Origin of the sequence: Pseudoalteromonas sp. 68 DY56-GL68 (assembly GCF_041414825.1) — a bacterium.
In the GTDB taxonomy this organism is placed as follows: Bacteria; Pseudomonadota; Gammaproteobacteria; order Enterobacterales; family Alteromonadaceae; genus Pseudoalteromonas.
In genome coordinates, this window is record NZ_JAOCZL010000020.1 from 42,233 (window position 1) to 59,757 (window position 17,525).

Sequence of the window (17,525 nt, forward strand, 5' to 3'; positions counted from 1 at the left end):
GTAAATGTGTAGTTTTTGATAAGAAAATGTATAAATATTGAAATTTTAATGTTTTATGCTGAGTTGGAGAGAATGGAAATCATAAAAAAAAGCGGCTTTGAGGCCGCTTTTCTGGTTGGTATTTTGTATAGAAGGATTAGCAGTTAGTTTCTTTTGCGTTTACACCTTCTTTAACATCTTCACATGCATCTTCTACAGCATTTTGTGTATCAGTAATTGCTTCGTCAATGCGCTCACCTGCATCTTCAGCTGTGTTATCTTCACAACCCATAATGAATAGACCTGAAAATAGGGCGATAGTAGCGGCTTTTAAAGTTGAATTTTTCATAATCAAATTCCTTGTAATATTTAAAAATGTAGTTTCTAAGTGTCTGTTATTACTGTGTTACTTGGGTACGTTGCCTCTAAGTGCACCTGATACCAGTGAAATAACAAGTAAAACTAGAAATATAAAAAAGATAATTTTAGCGATACCTGCTGCGGCTCCTGCGATACCGCCAAAACCTAACACTGCAGCGATTAACGCAATAACTAGAAAAGTAATTGTCCAGCGTAACATAGTGATTCTCCTTGGCTAATAATATTTCGTTTCGGTTGAAATAGTTGAAGCCAGTTCTATGCCATTGTTAAATATTGTTTATTTTCAATTGGTTGTGATTTTTTCAGGGGTTTTTAAATTTTCTTATTTGGTAACTTTTACGAATTAGCATGTAACTTATTCATAGTGATTATTTTTCAACTTAAATGAGTAAAATCGCATCTTTTACTATTCTTATTTTGGTAAGACCAATTTATCTTTGTGGTGTTTTTATATTCTCAATGGCCTGTGTTGGCGAGGGTTTTGAGTATGTTATGTAAAAACAGGCAATGTCACCTTTATAACTTATGACTATATCGACTATTTTTATCATCTATATAGGGCTATTAATACGCTTATTTCACGGTTGTTAATTTTATGTTTTACGTGTTATTTTGAGTTAAATTGGTTTTACCAATTTACAAGGTGGTATACAAATCAAGAGTGTTTGTTATCATGTTGAATAATTATTTAACTATATCGACTTTTTATTTGTAACAGTGCGAGGGGCAGTATGGACATAAGTGGGTTACTCTCAACCGCGGCCAGCTTGATGATTACGGGCATGATTGGTGTATTTATATTTTTAACTATTTTGATTTCAGCCGTGACCTTAATGTCTAGGTTGATGAATCGTTTTGATGAACCAGTCGATGAGCCTGTACGAGCTGCAAAAATACAATCACAGCAGGGTGTGCCGCAAGCTCACATTGCAGCTATTAGCGCTGCAATCGCTCAATTCAGAAATAAACAAAAATAATGGGGCAGCTGAAAATGGCTAAATTAAAATTAACCGAACTAGTTTTACGTGATGCACATCAATCACTGTTGGCAACACGTATGCGCTTAGATGATATGTTACCTATAGCCGAGAAACTTGATAATGCGGGTTATTGGTCAATTGAATCATGGGGTGGCGCAACATTTGATTCTTGTATTCGCTACTTAGGCGAAGATCCTTGGCAGCGTATTCGTGAACTTAAAGCGGCGATGCCAAATACCAAACAGCAAATGCTACTGCGTGGACAAAACTTACTGGGTTATCGCCACTATGCTGATGATGTAGTGGAAAAGTTTGTCGAGCGTGCACATAAAAATGGTGTTGATGTATTTCGTATTTTTGATGCAATGAATGACGTACGTAATCTTGAAACTGCGATTAAAGCCGCTGTTAAAGTGGGTGCACATGCACAGGGAACAATTTCATACACAGTAAGCCCTGTGCATACTCTTGATATGTGGCTTAAGCTTGCTAAACAGCTAGAAGAGCTGGGCTGTCATTCTATTTGTATTAAAGATATGGCTGGTTTATTAAAACCTTATGACTGTGAGCAACTGATCAAAGGCTTAAAAGAAACGGTGTCAATTCCTATCGCGATGCAATGTCATGCTACAACAGGTTTAAGTACAGCAACCTATCAAAAAGCGATTGATGCAGGCATCGATATGTTAGATACGGCTATTTCATCAATGAGTATGACTTATGGCCACAGTGCAACAGAAACAATAGTATCGATTGTTGAAGGAACAGAGCGCGACACAGGTCTTAACCTTAATCAGTTAGAAGAAATTGCCGCTTATTTTCGTGATGTGCGTAAAAAGTATGCCGCTTTCGAAGGTAGCCTAAAAGGGGTTGATGGTCGTATCTTATTAGCACAAGTACCAGGTGGTATGTTAACTAACATGGAGAACCAGCTGAAAGAACAAGGTGCTGCGGATAAACTCGATCAAGTGCTTTTAGAGATCCCACGTGTACGTGAAGATTTAGGGTATATTCCACTGGTAACACCAACCTCACAAATTGTTGGTACGCAAGCCGTTCTAAATGTATTAACGGGTGAGCGTTATAAAACGATTACTAAAGAAACCGCAGGTGTACTTAAAGGTGAGTATGGTGCAACCCCAGCGCCGATGAATAAAGAACTTCAAGAACGTGTTTTAGACGGAAGCGAAGCAATAACGTGTCGTCCTGCTGATAAACTTGAACCCGAACTCGAAAAACTTGAAGCTGAATTATTAAAAGAAGCTAAAGAGCAGGGTTTAGAGCTGGCTGATGACGTGATTGATGACGTGCTTACCTATGCTTTATTCCCACAAATAGGCTTGAAATTTCTTAAAAATCGTCATAATCCTGATGCCTTCGAACCTGTGCCAACAGGTGAAAAAGCTAAATCTGATCAATCAACGAAACCTTCTTCAAATGGTGAGGTTCAAGCTGAGCAATACAGTGTGAAAGTTGATGGTAAAGTTTACGATGTTGTTGTTGCTAAAGGTGGCGAGCTTAAAGAGGTTGCACTCAAAGACAGTGAGTTAATACCACAATCTGCATCAGCGTCAGCTGGCGAAACACTTAATGCGCCACTGGCAGGTAATATTTTTAAAATCAAAGTAAAACCTGGGCAAACTGTAAATCAAGGTGATGTCGTTATCATTATGGAAGCAATGAAAATGGAAACCGAAGTACGTGCTGCTCATGACGGTACTGTGGCTGATATTTTAGTTGCGGAAGGTGACTCAGTTGCCACCGGCGACGCCATGATTGCACTCGCTTAGGAGGCCTGGGATGGATGGATTATTAAACCTCTGGCATGCAACGGGGATTGCAAACTTTACTTTTCCTGCACTGATCATGATTGCAGTTGGCTGCTTGCTCCTGTATTTAGCGATTGCTCGTAGTTTTGAGCCATTGCTTTTACTGCCCATTGGCTTCGGCGCTATTTTAACAAACATTCCAGTGGCTGGTTTATCAGACCCAGGTGGCTTATTGTACTACGTGTATCACATAGGTATTGATTCTGGTGTGTTCCCATTGCTGATTTTTATGGGGGTGGGTGCACTAACGGATTTTAGCGCGCTTATTGCAAATCCACGTATGTTGTTACTGGGAGCTGCGGCACAATTTGGTATTTTTGCGACGTTATTTGGCGCCATTTTACTTAACTTTATTCCAGGCTTTGAATTTTCACTGCAAGATGCATCGGCGATTGCCATTATTGGTGGTGCTGATGGACCAACCGCTATTTTCTTGGCCTCGAAACTTGCGCCTGATTTACTGGGGGCAATTGCTGTTGCTGCGTATTCATATATGGCATTGGTGCCTATTATCCAACCGCCAATTATGCGTGCGCTAACAACAAAAGAAGAGCGTGAAATTCAAATGCCGCAGCTACGTGCAGTATCAAAAAAAGAAAAAATCATTTTTCCATTGATGGTACTCAGCCTGACGATTTTATTTTTACCTGCAGCGACGCCACTTGTTGGTATGTTTTGTTTAGGTAATTTAATGCGTGAATCAGGTGTGGTTGATCGTTTAAGTAATAGTGCACAAAACGAGATCATTAATATCACTACGATTTTCTTAGGTCTTGCTGTTGGTTCTAAACTTGCAGCAGATAAGTTCTTAACTGTAGAAACTATTGGTATCTTGGTATTAGGTGCTTTGGCCTTTGCAATTGGTACAGCATCAGGCGTGTTTATGGCAAAAGGTCTGAATAAGTTTTCTAAATCGCCGATTAACCCTCTCGTGGGGGCTGCGGGTGTATCGGCAGTGCCAATGGCTGCGCGGGTGGTAAATAAGGTAGGTCTTGAAAGCAATCCACATAACTTCTTGTTAATGCATGCAATGGGTCCGAATGTAGCTGGTGTATTAGGAAGTGCCGTAGCTGCAGGTATTTTGTTAGCGATTGTTGGCTAAGTCGTTTACTTCCAACCGACTGGCGCAGTATTTTACTGCGCTTTTTTTTGCCTATAGACTAGGGCTTAAACTTATCTATTGTGTAAGGAAGCCACAATGAATGTATTTGTTATTTTATTATGCCTGTTTATCGCACTGGCTATTCTTATACCACTACTTGAAAAGTATCATTCAAAAATGGGGCTAGATGGTGCAACCAAATATGCTAAGTATATATGGCCGTTAGTAATGATCTCGATGGTGATCCAGCTGATTTATTTATTAGTCAGGTAACACAATAAGGAGCTCGCCAAAATAAGTTGGCGAGCTTTTTGTTTTAGTGCGTTGCTAAAAGATAGTCGGTATAGCCTTTTGCACCGCCACCAAATAAGGTGTCAGGGTCGTGTTGTGCAAGTGCAATCCCTTTTTCAATACGCTCAGGCAGATCTGGGTTTGCAACAAACGGACGACCAAAGCCAATTAGATCAGCCCAGCCTGCGGCTAATGCTTGCTCTGCTTTCTCGCCAGTGTACTTGCCTGCATAAATCATTAACCCAGAAAAATTTTCACGTAGCGCTTGTTTAAAATTTTGCTCCATTAATGGCGCATCGTCCCAGTCAGCTTCGGCAATATGCAGGTAAGCAACGTTTAGGTCATTAAGTACCTTCGCTGCGCCAATATAGGTTTCAAACGGGTTATCATCGACCGTCCCATTGAGTGTTGTGAGTGGAGCAAGGCGTACGCCTACAAGGTCAGCGCCAATTTCATCACATACCGCTTGTGTCACTTGTTGTAAAAAGCGTAAGCGGTTTTCTAAATTGCCGCCGTATTCATCAGTGCGTTGGTTTGATTCTGAATCTATAAATTGATTAATTAAGTAACCATTAGCAGCATGCAGTTCAATACCATCAAACCCTGCATCAACTGCGTTGCGAGCCGCTTGGCGGTATTCGTTTATAACGAGTTTGATGTCGTCATGGCTCATTGCGCGGGGCAGGGGCGTAGCAACAAAATCGGGTTTATCATCTTCGTCAATAAATACTTTAACGTCTTTGGCTGCAATAGCTGATGGCGCAATTGGCTGCTCGCCGCCGGTGTTACTTGGGTGAGATACGCGGCCAACATGCCAAAGCTGAGCAAACATAATGCCACCAGCTTGATGAACTTTGTCGGTTACCTTCCTCCAACCGGCAATTTGCTCGGCAGTATAAATACCCGGTGTCCAAGCATAGCCCTTACCTAGGGCTGATATTTGTGTGCCTTCGCTAATGATTAAGCCGGCGCTGGCACGTTGTGCATAGTAGTTGGCCATTAACTCATTGGCGATATCCCCTGGTTGTGATGAGCGAGAGCGAGTCATTGGTGGCATGACAATACGGTTTTTTAGTGTGTGACCGGCAAGTTGTACGGTATCGAATAATTTGTTCATTACGGCTCCTTGAAAGCGACTATGCTTTCAGCATAACGAAAATTATTTATGAAATTAATGCCAGTAATCACAAAACACTTTTGTTAAAAATGCAAAAAACTACAGCGTTAACCTGGGTGCTATAAAGTCTAAAAACGCTAATACTCGTGATGACACACCGCTATTTTGATAATACACCGCATGCACTTTTTCGCGACGATTAGGGCTCAATACTTCGCCTTCGAGCACTTTTACTAAACGGCCTGCTTTTAAATCTTCGTTGATCATAAATTCCGACAATAAGGTAATGCCATGACCTTGAATACAAAGCTGGCGTACCGTTTCACCGCTTGATGCACTGATTGAAAATTTAAGATCTAAAGGCGTGCTTAACGGCCAGTGGTTTAAATGCGGCGCATCGGTAAAACCAATAAGCTGGTGCGAGGCTAAGTCGGTTAGCTCATTTAAAGGTGGTGAAGTTTTTAAATAATCAGGGCTGGCAACGAGCTGTAGTTTACTAACTCCCAAAGTGCGCGCATGCAAGTTTGAGTCAGCGAGTTCGCCAATACGAATAGCAATATCGGTTTTATGTTCAAGCAAATCGATAATACTGTCGTGGCTGGTGATCTCGAGTTTTATATCAGGATACGCTTGGTTAAAGGCCTTTAAATGTGGCGCTAATTGATGAAACACAAAGGGGCTTGCGGCATCGACTCTTAATTTTCCTGATGGCGCACAGTGAAGAAGTTTTAGGGCTTCTTCGCCTTGTGCAAGCTGACTGAGTGCTTCTCTAGCAAAGCTTAAAAATAACTCGCCTTCTTCGGTCAGCTCAATGCGCCTTGTGGTGCGATTGAATAAGGTAACGTTTAAAGATTTTTCGAGCCGAGTTACCGCCCGTGATATTTTTGCTACTTGCTCATCTAAGGCATTAGCTGCACTTGAGAATCCGCCGGTATCAACCACGCTGATAAATGCTTCTAAATCTTGGGTGTTGGAGATCACGCTCATGGCAATACCTTTTCATTTTTGACAAAAGTATTTTGTCACTACTGCTATTTTTTGCAAATTTAATTTTAGCCACAATAGCCGCACTTTCAAAATTAAATAGAGGATATGTGATGCCAATTGCATTACTTGCGTTGACTCTCAGTGCGTTTGCCATAGGCACCACTGAGTTTGTGATTGTCGGCTTAGTGCCAACTATCGCTGATGATTTAGCGGTTTCGTTACCGAGTGCAGGGCTACTTGTAAGCTTGTATGCATTAGGTGTTGCGGTGGGGGCGCCAGTATTAACTGCGCTTACCGGACGCTGGAATCGAAAATATGTATTACTGAGCTTAATGAGCCTATTTGTAATTGGTAATTTACTGGCTTGGCAAGCACCTAGTTATGGCAGTTTGATCACAGCAAGGATTTTAACAGGCCTTGCCCACGGGGTGTTTTTCTCAATTGGTTCAACGATCGCTACAGGGCTTGTCAGTAAAGATAAAGAAGCCAGTGCCATTGCGATTATGTTTACGGGGTTAACGGTTGCATTAGTAACTGGTGTGCCACTAGGGACTTGGATTGGTCAGCACTTTGGTTGGCGAGCAACCTTTTTAGTGGTGTCTTTACTGGGCTTAATTGCACTGGTTGGCAGCGCGTTCTTAATTCCGAGTAACTTAAAGCAAAGTAAACCGGCCACTTTAGGTGAGCAACTAAAAGTAATGGTGCAACCTAGGCTTTTACTAGTGTACTTGATGACCATACTTGGTTATGGCGGCACATTTACGGCCTTCACATATTTAGCGCCCATTTTAGAGCAGCAAACTGGTTTGGCATCAGCCACTATTAGCTTAATCATGCTGGTTTACGGGGTATCAGTTGCTGTTGGCAACATCTACGGCGGTAAGTTAGCTGATAAAAAAGGCCCCATTAGTGCGCTGACTATTATCTTTAGTGCTTTGAGTATTGTGCTGTTGGTGCTGACCTTTACCATGCAATCTAAAGTCGCCGTGGTACTGACCATACTTGTCTGGGGTGCATTTGCATTTGGTAATGTGCCTGGGCTGCAAGTTTATGTGGTTAAACTTGCTGAAAGGTTCACACCCAATGCCGTCGATGTGGCATCAGGGTTAAACATTGCAGCGTTTAATATCGGTATTGCGCTGGGCTCAGTGTTAGGTGGCGTTGTGGTTGAAAACTACTCATTGCAAGACACTGCTTGGATTGGCGCTATCATCAGTTTAGCGGCGTTAATTGCAACAAGATACAGCGGTTATTTAGATAAGCGTGAAGCTGTTTTAGAGCTGAAGCTAGAAAAATAACAACATCGAAAGTTAGCTGTACCAACCTTTGCATACTTTTAGTCAAAGGTTGGTGGTGAGCTGGGTAAAAATAAGTTGCAAATGACTTAACAATTATTTTATCTCATCAACAAGCAAATTAATGATTAAGTTAATAACCTCTGTTTTTGGTAGCGGTAGTGCATTTGATGTAATGGAAAAACCTTCAATAAATGGAATAAGTAATGACACGACAACCTTACTTTTTTGTTCGCTAAAGCCTAGCGAGATCAGCAGTAACTCAAGCTCCGTACCACATTTTTTATAGTAGTTTTCTAAACTGGTGAGTACTTTTTCTGAACGGCATGAAATAGCCCAAATTTCTCGAAAAACTTCACACCAATCTTGGATATCGTCAAGGGCAAGCAGGTTACTGATGTAGTTCTTAATGGCTTGAGGGTTATTTTTTAGTTCAATATCACTCATCGAACTACGGATATGATCAAGACAAACTTCTAAATATGAATCAATTACTTGAACAATTAATCCGTCTCTGTCTCCAAAATGATATTGTACATTACTGAGAGTCACACCACTTTTCTCAGCAACTTTTCTGAGAGTGAGTCCTTGATTGCCATTTTCACTGAGCATTTTAGTTGCTGTTTGAATGATAATCTCTTTATTTGATTCCATTTTCACCACACAGTTGTTGAATTTTATATTCCGACCATTCTAGCAAAGAATATTATTTTTTTGTCATACCGCAACTATTTATGTTCATAACCTATCTCGTAGAGGCTTTAAGGGAGTAATAAATTATTCTCTGTCAAAACCCTAGATATTAAATTTTTGTTAACTTTAAAATGTTTCAATTATCATTCTATTGACAATATTGGTCAGTTGACCTAGTGTGTGCGTGCTTTTATTTTTGTTTCTTACATAGGGAAAATTACAGTGGAAATTACAAAAGATGTTGTTGTTGATGTTATTGCAGAGGTATTAGAGCTTGATAAAGATGAAGTCGCTTTAGACAGCTCTATCGTAGATGATCTGGGAGCGGATTCTTTAGATTTAGTTGATATTTCTTTTTCTTTAGGAAAAAAGCTGAAAATTAAAATGCCAACTAAAACAACATTAATTATTGCCAGTGAGCTTTGTGCAGATGAAAAGGCCTTTATACAAGGTGGCAAGCTTACTTCTGCAGGCGTTGATTTATTGATAAATAGTCCAAGTCATTATTCACAAAGTGAAATTGATGTGGGCATGGCTGTCAGTGATTTACTTAGTTTGACAACCGTTCTGCACTGGTTCTATTTAGCTAAAGATGTGTGTGAACATGCTAGCCAAAATGGTGATGTGTTACTGCAAGAGTATGTCGAACAATTCTGTGTATCTAGAGATATTGAGCTGATAAACGTACCAGCATAATTTGTTAGGGAAAACTCATGCACAAGGTTGTTATTACAGGGATTGGCGTAACTGTTAAAAATCACCAAGACCCACATACGTTGTTTGCAACTTTAGAGTCTGGTCAGTCTCTTATTGCAGATGACCATATTTTAAAAGGAATGGGGATCGAGGGCGTCGCCAGTAGTCGTATTAGCGATGAAGAGGTTAGTCAGCTACAAAATCGGTACACATCACTTGATCAAACTAGGGTAGCGCCATCTGGATTTGCTGGATTTGATGCGTTAACTAAATCAGTAAAAGATGCTGATTTAAACCCAGACCAACTTCGTCAAGCTGGCCTTTATTTTGGCACTAACAAAATACTGCCAACAGTTGATCTAGTACATCAGCTTGCTCAACAAAAAGCGGCAAGCGAAAAATTACCCTATCAATCGCCAGAGAGTGTGGATTATTACAATCCGCAAACGATTGTCGCGGATATGGTTGAACACTTCGAAATTGGTGGGCCAGTGACATCTTGTGCCGATGCTTGTGCGGCCGGTGCATCAAGTTTGATCTCTGGTTTTAGGCAAGTCTCACGTGGTGCTTTAGATATCGCATTATGTGGTGCAGCCGATTTTGGAACACAACCCGTCATGCAGTTGCTCTTTAAAAACATAGGCGCGCTCAATCAAGCGCAATTATTTAATTGTGCGAGTGAAGTATCAAGACCTTTTGATAGCAATCGTGCAGGAGTCGTGCTTGCTGATGGAGCAGCCTTTGTTGTACTCGAGAGTGAAGCGTCGGCAAAGCAAAGAGGTGCGTCTATTTATGCATATGTTTGCGGCGCTCATCGATGTACCGAATCTTATAAAATGACCTCAACTGAACCCAGCGGTAAGTTTTATGCACAGTGCATGCAAGCAGCCCTTGAAAATAGCTGTGTCAGTGCTGAGGACATTGACCATATTAGTGCACACGGTACCTCAACCAAGAGTAATGACAGTGCTGAAAGTCGTGCTATTGAACAGGTCTTTGGCAGCCATACGCCTGTTACTTCAACAAAGTCAGCGTTAGGGCATTCATTGGCAGGGAGTGGTGCAATTGAAGTGGTTTTATCTGCATTGAGTATAAAAAACCAAGTCATGCTGCCGACCTTAAACTTTGAATCCCTTGGCGATGATGATGCAAAGGTGAGTGTTGTGAAGAGTGCGACACCTAAAGCAATCAATTATTTGCTTAGTAACTCGTTTGGTTTTGGAGGAGTAAATACAAGCATTGTTTTAGCGAGGGATAGCGCATGTTAAAGCCTGTGTACTTATTTCAAGGTGAGACACTGCTGGCGCAGAATACATCATTAGAATCACTACTCACTCATAAAGGCAGATTAATGAGTACGCCTTTTGAAAGTGCTGATTTAATTAATCACTCCATTTTTATTTCTACGCTAGCAGACGAAAATCTCAAGGATGTTGGCGCTGAGCGCATGGTACGTAAAACCAGTGAGCGTCAAGCTCGTTGGCTTATTGCAAGTGGCGTAAGAACGTGGCGAACTTATTTTAATGAGCCACAGAATAAAGCGGGATTATTTATCGGTTTAGGAACCGTTGACTGCGATGAAGAGGATAATCCTGAGCTCGTTCAAGAACCGACAGCTGAGTGCTTAGCTACCGCAATGTTAGAAGAGAGGCGGCCGCTTGTTTGTTTAGCGTTACTCAACTCTAGTGCTACCAGCCATATTGCACAATTGGCTGGTATTACTGGTGAAAATATGAGTTTTTCGCCATTACTGAGCGCGGGCTTAAATGCCCTATGTGAGGGCTACTTTGCGATTGCTGAAGGGCGTTTGAAACATGCTTTATGTGGTGGCGGGAGTCAAAAGATAACGCCTTGGTCCTTACTTGCCTATGAGTCAATCTGGGCTAATCAAGACAATTACTGGCTAAGTGAAGCGGCAAGTTTTTTTATTGCCAGCGATGAACCCCGTTTAAATCAGCACGCTGCGATAGGTGTTATGCGTCAAGCATATCGAGCTCGCCTACAAAATAATGCACATGCACTCACCGAACAGGTTAATCGCATAACGGGTTCACCTTTAATAGAAAATCAGCACGTTGTAAAAGTTATCCTCGTTGGAGCAAACCTTGAGCAACAAGATATTACGCTACATGCATTAGGTGATGAGCTTAAAAGCAGGGCGGTTGTATTGGATAGTTACGTTGGCAACACCATGGCTGCGGCTACAGCAATAGCGTGCAATAGTGCATTGAGCTATTTGCATGACGCCGAACAGGGCTTCGTTATCGTGATTGCGTTTGGTGATCATGCTGAATTTGGAATGTTTTTGATAGAGGCTAACAATGACTAATCGAGTAGTGGTCACTGGACTGGGAGTGCTTAGCCCATTTGGTGTTGGCGTTGATTCATTTTGGTCTGCCGTAAAGGCAGGTGAAAATGCTGTTGATGCTTGGCATCCTCCTGGAGCTGAAGGCTTTCCTGTTCAGCACGGTGCAACAATTAAGCAAGATACACAAGCGTTGGTGGCAGAGGAATTGGTTGATTTTGAGTTACCAAAACACATCGAAAGACGTGCAATTTATGCACTTATTGCCGCTAAAGAAGCAATTAACGACGCACGTCTTGAAAATGAGTTGAGTCAAGCAGGGATTGCTGTGTGCAGTGGTGTACCTGAGCTTGATGACGCCTCATTACTGGCCCTCGCTGAGCAGCCAAAAGCAGATATCATGAACTATGCATTGGCTGAGCGAGAGCAGGTAATAAAGCGTTTTTCAGGTATTAGATGCAGCAATGATGTATTGGCAACCACCTTGGCTGAACAATTGAATACGTCAGGATTTATTTGCAATGTGAGTGGCGCCTGTGCAGGGGCAACTCAAGCTATAGGTCTTGCATATCGTGCAATCAAGCGAGGTGAAGCATCGGTCATGTTATGCGGAGGTGCTGATTCTGTATTGAGCATTCGTACTCTATCTGCATTACATCTATTAGGTGCCACAGCAGAAACACAGCGTTTTGCGAATCAACTTTGTCGGCCGTTCGATCAAGATCGTGCAGGGCTAGTTGCGGGTGAAGGCGGTGCCATGTTGGTACTTGAGAGTGAGCAGCATGCAAAGGCCCGTGGTGCCCATATTTATGCTGAAATTACTGGTTACGGTAGCTCTTTAGATGCTTACAAAGTCACCGCTCCCCACCCTGAAGGATTAGGGGCGATAAGTGCAATGGAGGGGGCGTTACAAAGTGCCGGTATTGGTGCTCAAAATGTACAGTATATAAATGCTCATGGTACATCCACTCCTTTAAATGATGTTATTGAAACAAAAGCAATTAAATCGGTTTTCGGTCAGCATGCAACGTCATTAAGTGTATCGTCTACAAAATCAATGATAGGTCACTGGATTGCGGCCGCTGGTGCGCCAGAAGCAATTGCAACAGTCCTTGCCATTCGTGATCAGTTCATGCCAGCCACCATTAACCTAACACAACCCGATGAGGGACTCGATTTAGATTATGTGATGGGGCAAGGGCGAGAGGCCAGCATTGACCATGCGCTATCAAATTCATTCGGGTTTGGTGGAATAAACGCGTCGTTAGCTATTGCGAGGTACTATGAATAGTCATTTAAGTTCTGTTGCACTGGTTGGGGTAGCGAGTAGTTTTGCTGACAGTGAATTTTCTTTACTGTTTGATAATCAACCAGAACACATTGCCGTGCCTCGTAAGCTTAAGCGTTATATGGCACCTGCTGCAATTAATTCATTAACAGCCACTTCAGAGGCTTTGGCACATATCAGTTTGGCTGAGCGTGCTACAGAGGTTGGTATATACACGTCTCAAACGGGTTACGGCAGCCCATTTTATTCAGAGTTTAGTGCGGCATTACCCGAGAGCGCGGATTCAGCCGCACAGACCTTTAAAGCATTATGGTCTAGTGAGCGAGTTAATCCATTTTTAATTACCAATGCCCTGAACAATAACTTGTTGGGTATTTCGGGGTTGAACTGGCAATTAAATGGAGATGCATGTGCGTTTATTCGAGATCAACTTGGTGCATTTGGCGCATTACAAGAAGCGATAGTCGCCATTGAAGCTGGTGAATGTCAGCTCGCTATTGTTGCAATTGCAGGAAATAGCAATGACCCATTGGCAAAGTGGCTACAAGACACTGAGTTTGAAGTGGCAGAAGAGGTCACAAATGGCGCCACTACGTTAATTTTGGCAAGCGAAGAGTGGCTTTCAAAAACGGGTCACAAAGCCATAGCAAGGCTAAGCATTTTAGCAAGTGGTTATCATTTAAATACTGAGCAATTAAATACGCTCATAGCTGAATACGTTAAACCAAGCCATTTTTTAAGTTATTACATTGAGTCGGCTAAAGGTAAAAATCGTCTTTTAGCTGATGCATTAGCCTCTTCTAATGTCGCAAACCATCACCTTAATAGTTACAGCGGCTCGGACATATGCCCAGGGATTGTTACCTCAGTAGCCTGCAATTTATCAACACTTCGCAAACAAAATCACTCTACAGGCGTGTGTGTGAATTGCGACCAAGCTGGTTTTTACTCATTTGTTAGGATTGAAAATGAATCGTTATAGTCAATATTGTAAGCCATCATTAAACCATGGCATTTATGCGATGGGGTTGGATAGAGTTTTTCATCGTGCAGAAAAAGGCACCTTATTCTATTTAGATGAGCAAGGAAATGAGCAAGCTATTATTGATTTTCTAGGTGGTTATGGTGCTGCGTTAATTGGCCATAATCATCCTCGTATGATAGATGCTGCGATGAAAAACTTTCAGCACCAAGTTGCATTCCACAACCAGTTTTCTGTTCGCGATGCCGCGAGCAAACTCGCTGAACGATTAAATGCACTTTTAAAAGAAGAAAATAATCAACAGGAAGATTTTTATTTCTCTTTTACAAGTACTGGGGCTGAATCGATAGAGGTTGCCATTAAGCATGCTGAAATGGCACGCCGTAGTGAAACGCAGCAATTAATAGAAGAAATGCAATTTGCTCTGTCACAAATAAAACGGTTGCCAACAGAAGGTAAGTTAGAACTCAGTGTGGCGCAGCGAGAGCTGTTAAATTTGAGCGAAGACGCAACACTGAGTGATTTTGTCACTGCTGTGGGTGAATTTAATGAGCAACAGTTAAATATTCAGCCTTATTTTATTGTTCTTAAAAATGCATTTCACGGTAAATTGATGACGTCGATACAACTTACTCATGGGGAGATGTATCGGGCACCATTTGCACACCTTGGTGTGCAAGCAGAGTTTTTACCGTTAAATGAACTTGATTATGCAGCAGCTATGCTTAACGACAAGCATAATGCCACTTTATTACTGCCTAAAATCAAAGGTCACATAGTAAAAGTTAGCATTGAACCATTGCGACTGGCTACTGCACTGCTTGTCGAACCCGTACAAGGTGAAGGGGGGATTCATTGCTTAACATCAGAACATAGTCAGTGTTTAAAAAAACTTAGCCAAACACTTGGTTGTCCTATTATAAGTGATGAAATTCAGTCAGGTTCAGGTCGCTGTGGGGCATTAACTGCAGGTAGTCAGATTGATTTGAAAGCGGATTATATTGTGCTTTCAAAAGCGCTTGCGGGCGGGGTTGCTAAAATAGGCCTTGTTGCGATATGCAAAAGTAAGTATCAAGCGGGTTTTGATATCATTCAAAGTTCAACATTTGGCGAAGATGACCACAGTGCCAACATCGCGCTTGCATTTTTAGACGAGCTTTATGATCCAAACTTAAATTTATTGGCAGCCATTAAGCAGCAAGGTGAAGCAATTAAAGCGCGCCTTGGTGAACTACAAAATATTTATCCTGATATTATTAAAGACATACGCGGTAGGGGCTTACTCATCGGTATTGAGTTTAATGCCGACATGCCGCTTGATTCAATTTGGTTAAAATCAATCGTGTATCAGGGTTTCATGGGCTACATGATTACTGGGTATTTATTTAATAATTATAATATCCGTGTAGCGCCATCTTCTAGTGCGCCAAATGTTTTACGACTAGAACCAACAATTCATATAACAGAACAAGAACTGAGTCAGCTTATTGCTGGCCTACATGATGTATGTGAGGTATTAAAAAACCAAGATAGCTATCACTTCTTAAAGCATCTAACGACCTCGGCAGAGGTGCGTTCTTCGCGTACAGAGCTTGCTGATTACCGAGCATATTATGCCAATTTAGCTCAAACCCACACACCCGCTGACGTTAAAGTGGCTTTTGTAAACCACCTAATCTCTGCCGATTGGATTTGGCAAGTCGACCCTGCAATGGAAGGAGTGCCTGATGTTGAGGCAAAGCTACTTATTGAGCGTTTAGGTTTTGACTGGCGAGTCGTGCCGTTCCCGCCTATGAGAATGACTTCGGTAACGGGTAAAACGGTGGATTTTATCCTGTATCCCTTATCAGTCACGTCAGAGCAAATTAGTGTCATGTTAGAAAATAATGAGCTTGATGCTATTCGACGTGCAGTGAGTGAGCGCGCGCAAACAGCACAACAAGATGGCTGTAGTGTGGCAGGTTTTGGCATGTTTACGTCTGTTGTGACCAATAATTGTAAGTCTATCCGCGCAACAGATATAGCCTTAACGTCGGGTAATGCACTGACGGTGGGGATGACGAAACTCGCAGTACTGGAGCATATTGAAAGCCACGATATGCAGATTGATAAAGTCGCGGTGATAGGCTCAGCAGGAAATATTGGCTCAGTTTACGCCACAATTATGACTGAGCACTGCCAGCAGTTAGTGTTGATTGGAAGCGCTCGAATGGGGTCGAAAAAGCGCCTACTAAAAGCGGCATATAAAATCTACAGCGATATTTGGCAGATGGTGAAATCACAAGCTTTGCTTACAGGAATCGTTAAAGTGGTTGCTGAACACCCAAAATGCCAACAATGGTTGGCTGATGAAGCTGCGGCACCTGTAGATTTACCCGCTGCGTTATTTGAATTATTTAGTCAAAGTAAAGAAGGGCTTGTTGTTATTGCCGATGACATCAGTGAGGCCTATGACTGCTCACTTATTATGTGTGCCACTAATGCATCTGAAGCTATTTTAGATGTGCAAAAGCTCCCCAAAAATGCCCTTATCTGTGATGTCTCTATTCCACATAACTTAAGTGAGAATGATTTGGCGCTACGCCCAGATATAACCTGTATTCGCGGTGGAATTGTTGGTACGCCAAATGGAGAGTCTCTTGATGGCAGAGCACGTGCTTATCTTAGCCAAGGGCAAATATATGCATGTATGGCTGAGTCTGTGATTCTAGGTTTGGAAGGTGTCCAGCAACATTACTCTTATGGCGATTTATGCAAATCGCAAGTCGATGAAATTTTAGCGATGGCTTCACGTCACGGATTTACCCTAGCCGGAAGTAAAAATGAGGGGTCAATGTAATGACTCAGCACTTAGATAATTTTAAAGCGCGCCCTGTAGCCTGTGTCACAGGAGCAACTCGTGGTATTGGTCGTGACATAGCCCTACATCTAGCAGCGCAAGGGTATGACATTGCATTTGGCTTTCGGAATGAAATTCACGCGAGTAATTTACATGAAGAGCTTGTTGCTTTGGGCGCTAAGGTCTTTTGCCAACCGTTAAATTTGTTTGATGCTAAAAGCATAAACAGCTTTTTTGATAGCTTAAGCACAGCACAGTTTGGTTTGGATTTACTTGTGAATAATGCCGGTATTACGAAAGATAATCTCCTTGCAATGATGAGCCAAGAAGAGCTTGAACAGGTTATTCACGTGAACCTTATTGCGCCTATTTTATGTGCGCAAGCGGCGCTCAAGATAATGCTGCCACAAAAGCAAGGTTGCATTATTAACATGTCATCGATTTCAGCAACTAAACCCAACCCAGGGCAAACGAATTACGCTGCAAGTAAAGCGGGTATTGAGGGCTTTACACGAGCCCTAGCGGTGGAAGTTGCCCGAAAAAATATACGGGTCAACTGTATTGCTCCTGGCATCATTGAAACAGATATGGTGTCTGATTTACTAAAAGGAAATGAGCAGCAAGCAAAGTCGAAACTGTTAAGTAAGCGACTTGGGAAGCCCCGAGATATCAGTGCGTTGGTTGCCTATTTGGCAAGCCAACAGGCTGAGTTTATTTCAGGGGAAGTATTTAATGTTAATGGCGGGATGTTGTTAAGGTAA

Annotated in this window: 16 protein-coding genes; 11 read left to right on the top strand and 5 right to left on the bottom strand. The window is 42.0% G+C overall.

Translation table 11 applies throughout. From position 1 onward, the window contains the following. Positions 1-136: 136 nt before the first annotated feature. Positions 137-328 carry a hypothetical protein gene (locus NYF15_RS12025; RefSeq protein ID WP_130150381.1) on the bottom strand — a complete coding sequence of 64 codons (192 nt, stop codon included), beginning with the start codon at positions 326-328 and terminating at the stop codon, positions 137-139. 57 nt (positions 329-385) lie between these two features. Beyond that, positions 386-559, bottom strand: a complete 174-nt coding sequence (locus tag NYF15_RS12030; protein ID WP_064485886.1) for a DUF1328 domain-containing protein — start codon at positions 557-559, stop codon at positions 386-388. 532 nt (positions 560-1,091) lie between these two features. Here NYF15_RS12030 and NYF15_RS12035 point away from each other — a divergent pair. From NYF15_RS12035 to NYF15_RS12045, 3 genes are read left to right on the top strand one after another with little or no spacing between them, the layout of a single operon-like run. Next, on the top strand, positions 1,092-1,337 hold the full coding sequence (locus tag NYF15_RS12035; RefSeq protein ID WP_130150382.1) for an OadG family transporter subunit: 246 nt from the start codon (positions 1,092-1,094) through the stop codon (positions 1,335-1,337). Positions 1,338-1,351: 14 nt separating this feature from the next. Then, positions 1,352-3,130, top strand: coding sequence for a sodium-extruding oxaloacetate decarboxylase subunit alpha (gene oadA, locus NYF15_RS12040; RefSeq protein ID WP_371353698.1), 1,779 nt, complete (start codon positions 1,352-1,354; stop codon positions 3,128-3,130). A 10-nt stretch (positions 3,131-3,140) separates the two neighbouring features. Beyond that, complete coding sequence (locus NYF15_RS12045) at positions 3,141-4,271, top strand: sodium ion-translocating decarboxylase subunit beta (RefSeq protein ID WP_062569613.1); 1,131 nt, start codon at positions 3,141-3,143, stop codon at positions 4,269-4,271. A 316-nt stretch (positions 4,272-4,587) separates the two neighbouring features. Here NYF15_RS12045 and NYF15_RS12050 read toward each other — a convergent pair whose 3' ends face one another. Further along, complete coding sequence (locus tag NYF15_RS12050; protein WP_371353699.1) at positions 4,588-5,679, bottom strand: alkene reductase; 1,092 nt, start codon at positions 5,677-5,679, stop codon at positions 4,588-4,590. 99 nt (positions 5,680-5,778) lie between these two features. Continuing rightward, a complete protein-coding gene (locus tag NYF15_RS12055) occupies positions 5,779-6,666 on the bottom strand; it encodes a LysR family transcriptional regulator (protein WP_371353700.1) in 888 nt (295 codons plus the stop codon). A gap of 110 nt (positions 6,667-6,776) precedes the next feature. On the opposite strand from NYF15_RS12055, the gene NYF15_RS12060 reads away from it, so the two are divergent. Next, a complete protein-coding gene (locus NYF15_RS12060) occupies positions 6,777-7,964 on the top strand; it encodes an MFS transporter (protein ID WP_371353701.1) in 1,188 nt (395 codons plus the stop codon). Positions 7,965-8,057: 93 nt separating this feature from the next. Here the strand turns inward: NYF15_RS12060 and NYF15_RS12065 are convergent, their stop codons facing one another. Then, positions 8,058-8,615, bottom strand: a complete 558-nt coding sequence (locus NYF15_RS12065) for a TetR/AcrR family transcriptional regulator (RefSeq protein WP_237118074.1) — start codon at positions 8,613-8,615, stop codon at positions 8,058-8,060. Between the two features lie 261 nt (positions 8,616-8,876). Between NYF15_RS12065 and NYF15_RS12070 the strand changes: the two genes are divergently transcribed. The 7 genes from NYF15_RS12070 to NYF15_RS12100 are packed head-to-tail and all read left to right on the top strand — an operon-like array spanning position 8,877 to position 17,525. Beyond that, a complete protein-coding gene (locus NYF15_RS12070) occupies positions 8,877-9,350 on the top strand; it encodes a phosphopantetheine-binding protein (RefSeq protein ID WP_371353702.1) in 474 nt (157 codons plus the stop codon). A gap of 17 nt (positions 9,351-9,367) precedes the next feature. Then, on the top strand, positions 9,368-10,618 hold the full coding sequence (locus tag NYF15_RS12075; RefSeq protein WP_371353703.1) for a beta-ketoacyl synthase: 1,251 nt from the start codon (positions 9,368-9,370) through the stop codon (positions 10,616-10,618). After that, the gene (locus tag NYF15_RS12080) at positions 10,612-11,679 is read left to right on the top strand and encodes a beta-ketoacyl synthase N-terminal-like domain-containing protein (protein WP_130150390.1); all 1,068 of its coding nucleotides are present in this window, start codon (positions 10,612-10,614) and stop codon (positions 11,677-11,679) included. The genes NYF15_RS12075 and NYF15_RS12080 overlap by 7 nt, the downstream gene beginning before the upstream one ends. Beyond that, positions 11,672-12,946 (top strand): beta-ketoacyl synthase, encoded by a 1,275-nt coding sequence (locus NYF15_RS12085; RefSeq protein ID WP_371353704.1) that lies wholly within the window; start codon positions 11,672-11,674, stop codon positions 12,944-12,946. Before NYF15_RS12080 ends, NYF15_RS12085 begins: the two co-directional genes overlap by 8 nt. Beyond that, a complete protein-coding gene (locus NYF15_RS12090) occupies positions 12,939-13,925 on the top strand; it encodes a hypothetical protein (RefSeq protein ID WP_371353705.1) in 987 nt (328 codons plus the stop codon). Before NYF15_RS12085 ends, NYF15_RS12090 begins: the two co-directional genes overlap by 8 nt. Then, entirely contained in the window at positions 13,912-16,764 is a 2,853-nt protein-coding gene (locus NYF15_RS12095) for an aminotransferase class III-fold pyridoxal phosphate-dependent enzyme (protein WP_371353706.1), read from the top strand. The genes NYF15_RS12090 and NYF15_RS12095 overlap by 14 nt, the downstream gene beginning before the upstream one ends. Continuing rightward, positions 16,764-17,525 carry a 3-oxoacyl-ACP reductase family protein gene (locus NYF15_RS12100; protein ID WP_371353707.1) on the top strand — a complete coding sequence of 254 codons (762 nt, stop codon included), beginning with the start codon at positions 16,764-16,766 and terminating at the stop codon, positions 17,523-17,525. The genes NYF15_RS12095 and NYF15_RS12100 overlap by 1 nt, the downstream gene beginning before the upstream one ends.